This window comes from Methylobacillus rhizosphaerae, assembly GCF_900187985.1.
Lineage (GTDB): Bacteria > Pseudomonadota > Gammaproteobacteria > Burkholderiales > Methylophilaceae > Methylobacillus > Methylobacillus rhizosphaerae.
Window position 1 is genome coordinate 67,861 of the sequence record NZ_FZOA01000008.1, and the last position, 11,209, is coordinate 79,069.

8 protein-coding genes, 1 tRNA gene and 1 riboswitch are annotated in these 11,209 nt (G+C 52.8%); of the genes, 4 read left to right on the top strand and 5 right to left on the bottom strand.

The features are described from left to right. Positions 1-64 precede the first annotated feature (64 nt). From CHB59_RS09965 to CHB59_RS09975, 3 genes are all read left to right on the top strand, one after another. Positions 65-439, top strand: a complete 375-nt coding sequence (locus CHB59_RS09965; RefSeq protein ID WP_089376096.1) for a DUF779 domain-containing protein — start codon at positions 65-67, stop codon at positions 437-439. A gap of 155 nt (positions 440-594) precedes the next feature. After that, positions 595-1,200, top strand: a complete 606-nt coding sequence (pnuC, locus tag CHB59_RS09970) for a nicotinamide riboside transporter PnuC (protein WP_089376097.1) — start codon at positions 595-597, stop codon at positions 1,198-1,200. After that, positions 1,197-1,736 (top strand): AAA family ATPase, encoded by a 540-nt coding sequence (locus CHB59_RS09975; RefSeq protein ID WP_089376098.1) that lies wholly within the window; start codon positions 1,197-1,199, stop codon positions 1,734-1,736. Before pnuC ends, CHB59_RS09975 begins: the two co-directional genes overlap by 4 nt. Before the next feature lie 54 nt (positions 1,737-1,790). On the opposite strand, the gene CHB59_RS09980 is transcribed toward CHB59_RS09975, so the two are convergent. From CHB59_RS09980 to CHB59_RS10000, 5 genes are all read right to left on the bottom strand, one after another. Next, positions 1,791-3,950, bottom strand: coding sequence for a TonB-dependent siderophore receptor (locus tag CHB59_RS09980; RefSeq protein ID WP_089376165.1), 2,160 nt, complete (start codon positions 3,948-3,950; stop codon positions 1,791-1,793). Between the two features lie 63 nt (positions 3,951-4,013). Then, positions 4,014-4,112: riboswitch (TPP riboswitch) on the bottom strand. Positions 4,113-4,376: 264 nt separating this feature from the next. Further along, the gene (locus tag CHB59_RS09985; RefSeq protein WP_089376099.1) at positions 4,377-5,726 is read right to left on the bottom strand and encodes a di-heme oxidoreductase family protein; all 1,350 of its coding nucleotides are present in this window, start codon (positions 5,724-5,726) and stop codon (positions 4,377-4,379) included. 2 nt (positions 5,727-5,728) lie between these two features. Beyond that, complete coding sequence (locus tag CHB59_RS09990) at positions 5,729-6,988, bottom strand: ABC transporter substrate-binding protein (RefSeq protein ID WP_089376100.1); 1,260 nt, start codon at positions 6,986-6,988, stop codon at positions 5,729-5,731. 18 nt (positions 6,989-7,006) lie between these two features. Then, positions 7,007-9,034, bottom strand: coding sequence for a TonB-dependent receptor plug domain-containing protein (locus tag CHB59_RS09995; protein ID WP_089376101.1), 2,028 nt, complete (start codon positions 9,032-9,034; stop codon positions 7,007-7,009). A gap of 348 nt (positions 9,035-9,382) precedes the next feature. After that, positions 9,383-9,458 (bottom strand) — tRNA-Lys (locus tag CHB59_RS10000). A 111-nt stretch (positions 9,459-9,569) separates the two neighbouring features. On the opposite strand from CHB59_RS10000, the gene CHB59_RS10005 reads away from it, so the two are divergent. After that, positions 9,570-11,201 (top strand): alpha-D-glucose phosphate-specific phosphoglucomutase, encoded by a 1,632-nt coding sequence (locus CHB59_RS10005; protein ID WP_089376102.1) that lies wholly within the window; start codon positions 9,570-9,572, stop codon positions 11,199-11,201. The last annotated feature ends 8 nt before the right edge of the window (positions 11,202-11,209 follow it).

The following is an 11,209-nucleotide window of genomic DNA, read 5'->3' on the forward strand; positions in this document are numbered from 1 at the left end:
CTGGGTTTGCAAGGTCAAATCCAGGCGTTGTTGTTTCAGAACCTCGTTGATAGTAGGAGGGATTATGACTACGAGTCGAATTGATGCGACACCATCAGCCAAGGTATTGATTGACGAATTGCGGGCTAGGCATGGCAACCTGATGTTCCATCAATCGGGTGGATGCTGCGAAGGCAGTGCCCCCATGTGCCTGCAGGAAGGTGAATTCCTGCTGGGCACTTCCGATGTCAAGGTTGGGGTGGTGCATGGAGTGCCGTTTTACATGAACAAGACCCAGTTCGAATACTGGGAGCATACGCATCTGACGCTGGATGCCATTCCCGGACATGGCGGCATGTTCTCGCTGGAGCAGGCCACAGGCAAGCATTTTCTCATCCGTTCGCGCTTGTTCACGGATGCGGAGCTGCAGGACCTGGAGCCTGTGGAGCAGTGTGGGTGATTGGGTGTGCTTGCTGAGCATCAAGCAACTTGTGTGGTGGTAAATACTTGATGAATGAAGTATGCAATATGCTGGAAAGCCGGGTGCGGTGCCAATCAATTCTTTTCCTTAGAGCCTGCACAATGTTTTTGCATCAGGTAGGTTCTTAGCACCGCATGAATGATTCTCTACTGTTGGGTTTCCTGCATGCGAACATGCTGGAGATCATTTCCTTCTCACTGGCTATCGCCATGGTATTGCTCAATATCCGGCAGTCGCCCTGGGCATGGCTGTTCGCGATGGCTTCCGCCGGGTTATACGCCATTGTCTTTTTCCGCACAGGCATTTATGGCGATATGGCGCTGCAGTTTGTTTTCATTGCCGTATCCCTATGGGGGCTTTACCAATGGCTGTTCGGCGGGCCTGGTCATCAGGGCGTCGCTGTCATGCGCCTGTCAGGTCAAGGCTGGGTCATTGTGGCTGCTGCATGGGGCGCTATCTATGCCTTGGTTGCCTGGCTGTTGCATGCTTTCACGGATAGCAATGTGACGCACATCGATGCTTTCCTCACCGCTGGCAGCCTGGTTGCCCAGTTCCTGCTCACGCGCAAGATACTGGAAAACTGGCATATGTGGATGCTGATCGATAGCCTCTATATCGGGCTTTACCTGTATAAGGATCTGCACCTGACGGCCTTGCTCTATGGCCTATTTGTATTGCTTGCCATATCAGGCTTGCGCGTCTGGAAACGATCTTTAGCAGAAAAGATGGCTGCGGCATGAACCACTCTGTATTGCGTATCGCCATTCTCGGTGCGGAATCCACGGGAAAATCCGTGCTGGCCGCTGCGCTTGCCGTGCATTACCAGACGATCTGGGTACCGGAATACCTGCGCGAATTTGTCGAAACACACCAACGCACACCCTATGCCAATGAGCAATACCGGATTGCCTTCACGCAACGCGAGCGCGAGGCAGCAGGCGCATTACGCGCTCATCGCTTATTGTTCTGCGATACTTCGCCGCTGATGACGGCCATCTACAGCGAGCACTACTTCGGGCATGTCGATGACCAGCTTGTGACGCTGGCAGCACGGCATGACTATGCTGCTACTATCGTGACGGCACCCACTATGCCATGGGTGGCGGATGGCTTGCAGCGTGAATCCGATGCAGTGCGGCAGTGTGTCCATGCCCGGTTGATCAGGGCATTACAGGATGCTGGCATTGCCTATCTGCTGGTGGACGGCAATGTACAGCAGCGTGTGGCGGAAGTTGCCCGTTATTTGTCGGTTTGTCTGCCGGATAATGACACATGAAAAAGCCGCAACAAGTGCGGCTTTTGCAACAAGTGCGGCTTTTCTCTGTATTGATCAGAAATCGACTTGTGCCGATAAGCGGAATACGCGTGGCGCGCCCGGAATTAGGTAGCCGCCGAATGCGCTGGATGTGTCGCCCCAATAAAACTTGTTGAACACATTGTCCACGCCGAAACGGAAGGTGGTAGCCGTGTTGCCGAGCTGAGCCAGGTAGCTCGCACCCAGGTTCAACACGTGGTAACCCTCCACTTTTTTATTCAATGCTGCAATCTCGTTGCTTGGGGCGAATATCTTGCTGCTGGAGTAAATCCAGGTGGCGTTCAGCTTCAGGGTCGGCAGGCCCGGCCATATGTATTCGCTATACACCGCAGACTTGAATTTCGGCACGTTACCCACGCGCTTGCCCTCGATGCGTTCATCGCCTGTACCTTCTGCTTTGGCCTGCAAGGTCGTGAAACTGGCACCCAGCATCCAGTCACGCGTGACCCGTCCCCGGGCGGCGAATTCCAGCCCGCGGTTGATTTGCGTGCCATTGACCAGGTACGTCTGCGTGGAGTCTGCATTGTCGTTGACATATTCATTCCTGCGCTTGATCTGGAAGATCGCGGCAGAGAGGTTGATATCCGGGGTGATATCGGCTTTCACACCAAGCTCGATCTGCCTGGATTTGCTGGGGTCCATGATGACCTCGGCATTGGTGGTGCCGGTTGGTGCTTCGCCGCCTGGCTCCAGCCCTTCTGAATATGCACCATACACCGCCAGCGCAGGCTGCAGGTTGTAAAGCAAGGCAATGTTCGGCAGGACAAAATCATCATCCGTGTGACGCGTCATCATTCCAGAGGAGTTGAACTGGTCGCGTTTGAGCTGTACATAGCGGATGCCTGCATGCAGTTTGAGCTGCTCGGTCAGTCTCATGACATCCTGCACGAATATTGCACGTTCCTCATCCTTGCGACGCAAATGCACCGGATTGACGCCAGTGAGTGCGAAGTTGTCGTAGTAGACCGAATCATAGATATTGCTTTCGCCAACATAGTTGAACACGTAGTCGGCAAAATGGTCACGGCGGTTGAGTGTGGAAACGCCAGTCGTCAGGTCGTGGGCAATATCCCCTGTTGTGAAACTGCCTTGCAGCAGCGCCTGGGTAGTGGTGATGGAGCGCTTGTCATTCTTGCGGCGCAAGTCGTACATTGAATAACCACCGTCACTGCAATAACCGACGATCAGGCCCTGCGCCTGGCAGCCGGAAGGCAGGGTCACGGCATCGTCACGGTGCAGGGTGGAGTTGTTGGCCTGCAAGGTGGTGCGCCAATGCTCGTTCAGCTTGTAGTTGAATTTCAGACCGAGGTTGTAACTGTCATCGACGACAGGGCGGCTCCAGGATTGATCGTTGAGCATCTGCTTGGCGCGGATGCCGGTCGGGATGCGCTGTTCCGGCCCGAGTAGCTGGAAGCCAGGCACGGTCAGTTGCGATTTGTGCTGGTAATCGAGATCCACCTGCAACAGTGCGCGTGGGCTCAGTTGGAAATCAAACGCACCTGAAATGAAATTGCGATTACCCGTTGAGCCATCGATATAGGACTTGATGTCTTCCGCTGCGGCATTGATCCGATAACCAAATACGCCATCCTCGGAGCGTCCGCCAACATCCACCGCGCCGTACACGGTACCGCGTTCACGGACTTCGAAAGTCGCGGATCGCACCGGCGTATCGGTGGGGCGCTTGGTCACGTAATTGATCACGCCGCCTGACGAGGCAATCCCTGCCTGCAGGCCCGCCAGGCCTTTCAATACCTCGATGCGCTCCTTGTTTTCCATCGGTACCATGGCCTGGGCCAGGATCACCAGGCCATCCTTGCGATAGTTGGCGCCCTGGTCGAGCACGAATCCGCGGATCGCAAACCAGTCCGCCAGACCTACCGCGTTGTAGGAGTTCTGCACGCTGGCGTCCCACTTCACGGCATCCGTTGCGGAGCGCACGCTGCGATCCTGCATCTGCTCCTGCGTCACTACCGAGATCGAAGCTGGTGTTTCCAGCAGGGAGGTTTCGGAAAAGCCACCGATACTGGCGCTACGCGCAACGCTACTGGTCGGTGCGGAGGTGATGATGAGTTCCGGTAATGCGGTATCGTCAGTATCGGCAAACGCAGCAGGCGTCAATGCACAGGCGGTGGCCAATACGCTGAATTTTTGACGGAAAGAAAAAGCAGACATTGTGAGTTCACTCGCGTTGGGGACAAGCAAACGCGGGAACGGACAAAGAATCTCGAATGGACCTTGAGTGGCTTTGCGCTTTCCTACGCTGGCATTATCCAGGTCAGGTTCAAGGGTATATCTCACCCGAAGATTCGCTCTTCAGGACCCCTAGCGTGGGGCGTATATTAACAAACAATACGTGGAAAAAGCGGAATTCTCTCAAACTTTGTTATCGTGGCCCCGGGTCAGAACCTAGTGGTGATGCAGAAATGTCACCAGATGCAGGGCCGAGTCCGGCCTGGTAAAGGAGAGGGAGCACCAATTTACGGTATGTTTATCTTCTATCCCGGCTCCTGAACCGATACTTCGTGGTAATGCGGGAATATTGCCAGATGTTTGGCATCGCATGACAGCCATTTTTTCTGTGGTATGACACGTCTAACTTCATAGCGAATTGATAAACGCCAATAACGCTTCGCGATCATCGGGCGACATGGCCTGCACGGTTTTTTTTGCCTCTTCAGCTTCACCGCCATGCCAGAGAATGGCTTCCAGGATGGTTCTGGCGCGACCATCATGCAAAAATCCTGTGTTTGGTTCCACTTGTTTTGCCAGGCCGATTCCCCACAAGGCTGGCGTACGCCACTCGCTGCCGCTTGCGGCAAAATCAGGGCGATGGTCGGCAAGGTCCGGCCCCATATCGTGCAGCAGCAGGTCTGTATATGGTGCAATGGTTTGCCGGCTAAGCGCAGGCAATCTGGGAAAATCCCCGGTCCTGAGCTGGGGTTGATGGCACACTGCGCATTGCGCCTGTCGGAATAGTCTTGCGCCCTGCCTGATGTGCGGGTAATCCTGTAATCGCGGGGCCGGCACGGCCAGTGCCAGCTGGTACAGCTCCATTTGATCCAGTTGTTCAGGCCTGATTTCCGGAGCGCCGGAAACAGGCGCCATATGACAGCTTGTTTGCTGATCAGCGCAATTGCCCGCAGGAAACATGGCAGAGTTTAACCCCATGTCATTGGCCAGGGCGCTGGCAGTTTGTTCACGCACGCTATCAACGTTGGCCTTCCAGCCAAAACGGCCAATGACGTGGCGCTGTTGTTCCGCGCTCCATACCATGTTGACCCGACCGCGTATGCTGCCGGGTTTGGCCTGATCCTGTAGTGCCAGTAAAGTCTGGTCGGGAATGGCAGCCAGCAGGCCCATACCGTAAATCGCGGGAGCGATGCGGGCTGAAGTCATGATGTCATCTGGCAGTGGGCCATAAGCCAGTTGGCTGAAGTTCAGGTGAGGTTTTCGCAGGCTGACCTTTTCACCACCGTTCAGTGTGATTGTCTGCTCAGTGTATCCAATCTGGGCACGACCTTCCGCGATGACGCCTGGCGCGCCGAACTCCTGAAGCTGGTCACCATAATAAGGGTGGGGCATGGGTGCCCCGGTCAGGGTGTGACCGGGGACACTCAGGCGTACCAGCATGGCGCGCATGGATTCTTCCGATCCATCCGGCGCAAAACCGCGTCCATTCTTGGCATGGCAGGCAATGCAGGCATTGCGATTATATAAAGGTCCCAACCCGGCAATCTCACGATCCGCCGCTGGGGAGATAATCCAACTTTGTCGCACCAACCCCCTGCCTTGTAGAAATAGCTGTTTGTCTTGAGGGGATAGGGGCGCAATCGCCTGGGAATATGCCTCACGACTCGCAAGCGATGTCGTGACTTGTGCCGTCATTACCGTGTCTGCCCTGGTGGGCACGGCAGACAGCATGCCAATGACGATGAGTAGGAACCGCATAATCAAGGTTGCGATGCGATGTGTGCAGCCTCTTCATAATGTTTCTGCATGAGTTGTTGCCAGTGTGCCAGCGTGGCCTCATCCGGTGCGATAGCGGCCTCGGCAGTGGCTTCATCCACAGGCACAGTGTGCAATGCTTCCAGGGCTTTCAATACTTGTGGAGCCTGGGGTCCGAGTTTCAAGCGTGCTGCCTGGATCTGCTGCGCAGCATATTGCAAGGACTTCAGGTTGAGAGTGATCATGGCATCAAACAAGGCATTGGTCACTTCCTGGCGCGCCAGGCCGCGCTGTGCATCATACGTGAGCGCCGTGTTGTTCTTGAAAGGATCAAAATATCCCGCTGGCTTGGCCTCATATGCTGAAGGACGCACTGGCAGTTTGCGGATATCCGGGTGGAACAGCAGGCGTTGGCCCTGTTCTGATAATACAAACTCGCTGAATGCCCTTGCTCCTTCCGGATTGGCAGCCTGTTTCATGATGCCAAGATGGGCGGGGGAGTAGCCCGTGATAACAGGATAGATAAACTGCAATGCCGCACCATTGGCAATGGCGGAGGCTGTGAAGAAATCAATGGTCAGCCCAGCCAGCAAACGGCCATTTGCCACATCATCACTGACAAAAGTGGCGCCAGAAGTGACGAGTTCGGCGTTGGCGGCAATGTTCTGCAATAAACTCCACCCGGCTTGCCAGCCATATCCCTGCAACAGGATGTCAATCAATGGCGGAGCGTAGCCAACCTTGGATGGCACAGGGAGTGCAACTTTTCCTCGCATATCCGGCTGGGCCAGATCCTCCCAGCTGACAGGCAGGGGCAGGTTGGCAGCTTGCAGGGCGGATGGGTTGATGACAATACCAAACCCGGCAATTTCAGTGGCAATGTGATTGCCTGCACGCAGCGGGAAGCCATTGATATGGGCGGGCAGACCATCGAGATCCAGAGTGAGAGGCTGGAACGCCTGCATTTTTTCAAGCTGGGAAAAATTACGCTGGGCGGGAGTCCAGTAAACGTCCACTGGTTGTCCGGAATCCTTGAGGTAACTCATGGCATCGCGGGATTGACGCCACAAGACTTCCAACTTGTATTGTGGATATTGTTTTTCAAATGCTGCCTCGATTGGCGAGACAACCTCTTGCGGATAACTGGTCATGACAATGACTTTTGTCGTGTCAGCCAGAGACACCTGGCTGACGAGCACCAGCCAGATGATGAGAATTCGGAGTGGCCAGCTCAATGCTGCCTTGATAGTAAGAGAGCGGGCCATTGGGTTCCTATCTAAGATTTAGAACTTGCGGGTGACATTAACAAACATATTGCGGCCTTCCATGTAGAAGCCTTCAGTATATGCATAGTTCTTGTCAAGAATGTTATTGATGCCTGCCTCGGCAAACCAATCTTCATTGACTGCGTACATGGCCTTGATATTACCTGTGGCATAACCCTTGGCGGATAACCAGTAAGAGACGGTTGAATCTTGACGTGAATAACGGGAAGATGCAGCCTCTACACTTGCCAATACCTGCAAGGCACTGTTCACCTGCCATTTGCTGTAGGCGAAAAGCTTCTGGCGCGGGACGTCTGTCAAACGTTGGTCATTACTCAAGTTATCACGGTTGATAAAGGTATAGTTGGCACCAATTTCAAGATTATCTCCGGCAAACCAAGTTGTACCTAATTCTATGCCCTGACTTTGGACCTTGCCAATATTACGAAACTGGAAACATTGGCCACCGCCGGCTGAGCAGGCGGAATTAGGCAGGCTGACAGATTGGATCATATCCCTGGTATCAATGAAGAATACTGAGCCTTGTAATTTCAGCTCCGGCATGACGAATGCAGAAGCGCCAAGCTCGTAATGAGTGGCAATTTCTGTATCCAGATCCGGATTGGCAACAGCGCGGCCGAAACGACCTGAGAAGCGATCTTTCATTGTGGCAAAGCGACTTTTCCTTGCTACTGTGAAGTGGATATCGCTGTCTTCTGTTGGTTTATAGAACAGGCCAGCCTGAGGGTTTAGTGCATGAGCACTACCTTTGGGGAAATCATAGATTTGACCCAGGTTATTCAGGCCTTCTGCTTTCAATGTGTCGCGCACGTCATAACTCACACCGGTGACCAGGCTTAATTTATCTGTGAAGTGATGGGTGTCTTCAATGCCAAAGGAAACTGTACGATCCTCGAATGTCTGTACCGGATCACCCTGGTTATGCTCTTCATGTTTGTCGTGTTTGTAGTGCGCGGCAAACTTCAGGGTATTATGCTGGGCAATATCGAAACCCAGTTCAGCACTTACGCCATAGGTGTTGTCATTGTAAATACTGGTGAACGAGCTGCCTTTGGCCATAGTGGCATAACGGGCATCGTCATAGCTTTCCAGTACATTCTTGAACTTATCATAGAAAGCCCGGACTTTCAGGTAAGCAGTATCGCCGAACGTAGTGCGTGAAATGAAATACAGGCTTTCCTTATCCCACTTCGGCCAATCCCAGTAGTTCGCGTTTCTTCCGCTGTCACTACCAGCATATACAGGACTGCCTTTTGCACCTTGCTGATTGATGTAGTTCAGGCTGTATTCATTGCCTTCGCTTGGGGTAATACCAATTTTCAGGTTGATCTTGCCATCCCTGTTGTATGCACGTTCTCTATCACCGCCATTCTCATATGCATTAGGCTTGTAATCGCTGGACATACGGGAGCGATCATTGTCGATATATGAAGTGTTGGCTTGCCAGTACCACATGTCATATTTACCCCCCATGTTGATATCAGTGGCATAGCCATTGAACTTGAGGTTGCGGTCAGTCTTGATGCCGGCAGTAATGCTGCCTTCAAACTCTTTTGTCGGCTTGCGGCTGACCAAGTTGATTGCACCACCCAGGGTATTTGGGCCATACAAAACGGAGCTGAAGCCCTTGGAAATCTGGATTTTGGACAAATCGAAAGTATTGAAACGGCCCAAGTCTACGTATCCATCATAAGTGACATATACCGGGACTCCATCAACAAACACAGGAACCTGACGTAAATCAAAACCACGCAATTGCACCAGCTGCTCATTGCGCTGGCCGCCTTGTGTCATGCTAACGCCAGGCAGCGTGTTCAGCGCTGTGCCAACAGTCTCGCGATTGAAAAGGCGCAGATCCTCTTGAGTGATCGTGCCATCAGACAGCCTGGTACTTTCCTCCTGCTGGGTAGTCGTGACATTGATCTCGCCCAAGGTGAAAGGAGCGACTTCAGCCCAGGAAGCCTGGGCATTGACAGCCAACGCCGCAATAACTGCGAGCCTTAGTGGTTTATGGTAATTTGACATGTGTCTCCCCGAGTGAGTAAGTGACTGAAATACAAAGGCAGAATTAGATAGGAACGCGCTATATTTGTAAATATACTACGAAGGTAGTAAGGAGGGATTGGGTATGATTCTTTAAATGTTTCAGAATGGTGGGAAATTGGATAAATATATAAAAATCATTTGCTTATGATTTTCCCCCTCAATGCTTATCTGCGTGGGCAGGAGCGCGGGGACTGGTAAAGAAGATAATATGAGGGTGAGATTGTGTTGCGAAATTGCAACAAAAATTAAGGCTGAAGGCAGGGAGAAAGAAAGGGAAGCAGTTGCAGAAAAAACAAAAGGCTTGCAATTTTGCAAGCCTTTTTTGACTGGTGGGGCATGTAGGGGTCGAACCTACGACAAACGGATTAAGAGTCCGCTGCTCTACCAACTGAGCTAATGCCCCAATCGAGAAACGAGATTATGATGTAACTGGAAAAGTGTGTCAACATTGAATTTGATAAATTTATCGAGTAGTTTAACTGACTTTCTCAAAGCCTCTCCGAAGGGCAATTTTATGACAGTGCAATTGATTGCAACCCAGCCTTTTAATGACCAGAAACCGGGAACTTCCGGGCTACGCAAGCGTGTTTCTGTATTTCAGTCACCGCATTATCTTGAAAATTTCGTCCAGAGTATTTTTGACGCAATCACTGCGCCCAACGGCGCAACTCTGGTATTGGGAGGGGATGGGCGCTTCCATAATCAGGAGGCGATCCAGATCATTCTCAAAATGGCAGCAGCCAATGGGTTTGGGAAGGTGTTGGTGGGGCAGCGAGGCATATTGTCTACTCCAGCCGCATCTTGTGTGATTCGCAAGTACCAGACTTACGGCGGCATTATCTTGTCTGCCAGTCATAATCCCGGTGGCCCGCAAGGCGATTTTGGCATCAAGTACAACATGGCGAATGGCGGCCCGGCCCCGGAAAAGGTGACAGAAGATATTTTTGCGCGCAGTAAGGAGATTACGCAATACAGGATCGTGGATGCTCCCGATATCGCGCTGGATGTGCTGGGGGAAACAGACCTGCATGGCATGAAGGTGGAGGTGATAGATTCCGTGGCGGATTACGCCGAGCTGATGGGTTCCTTGTTTGATTTTGCTGCGATCCGGCAGTTGCTGGCGGATGGTTTCCGGATCAAGTTTGATGCCATGCATGCAGTGACCGGCCCTTATGCGCGGGCTATTCTGGTGGATGCGCTGGGCGCCCCGGCTGATGCCATCATGAATGCAGAGCCGCTGCCCGATTTTGGTGGCGGGCATCCTGACCCCAACCTGACCTATGCCCATGACCTGGTTGAGATCATGTATGGCGAGGATGCGCCAGATTTTGGCGCAGCATCGGATGGTGATGGTGATCGCAACATGATTCTGGGTAAACACTTTTTTGTCACACCGTCCGACAGCCTGGCCTTAATTGCTGCGGATGCCCGCCTGGCACCGGGCTATGCACAGGGGATTGCTGGCGTGGCGCGTTCAATGCCAACCAGTGCGGCGGTGGACCGGGTGGCTCAGGAACTGGATATTCCGTGTTTTGAAACACCAACCGGGTGGAAGTTTTTTGGCAATCTGATGGACGCGGGCAAGGTAACTCTGTGTGGTGAGGAAAGTTTTGGCACTGGCTCTAACCATGTTCGTGAAAAAGATGGTTTGTGGGCAGTATTGTTCTGGCTCAATATCCTCGCCATCAAGCGCCAATCTGTGGAAACCATTGTCAAGCGGCACTGGGCAAGGTTTGGGCGCAATGTCTATTCGCGTCATGATTACGAAGAGCTGCCCAGTGATGTTGCCAATGGCTTGATTGATCATGTGCGTGCCAGCTTCGCCAGCCTGACAGGGAAAACGTTCGGTGCGTATACAGTCAAGACCTGCGATGATTTCAGTTATACCGACCCGGTGGATGGCAGTGTCAGTCAGAAGCAGGGTATACGCATATTGTTTGAGGATGGTTCGCGTATCGTATTCCGCTTGTCGGGAACAGGGACAGAAGGGGCAACATTGCGTATCTATTTGGAGGCATTCGAGCCGGACAGGAGTAAGCATGACCTGGATGCCCAGGATGCTCTGGCCGAGATGATTACCATTGCAGATGACATTGCCGGGCTGAAGCAACGCACCGGACGTGAGCAGCCTACGGTCATTACCTGAAATATTTG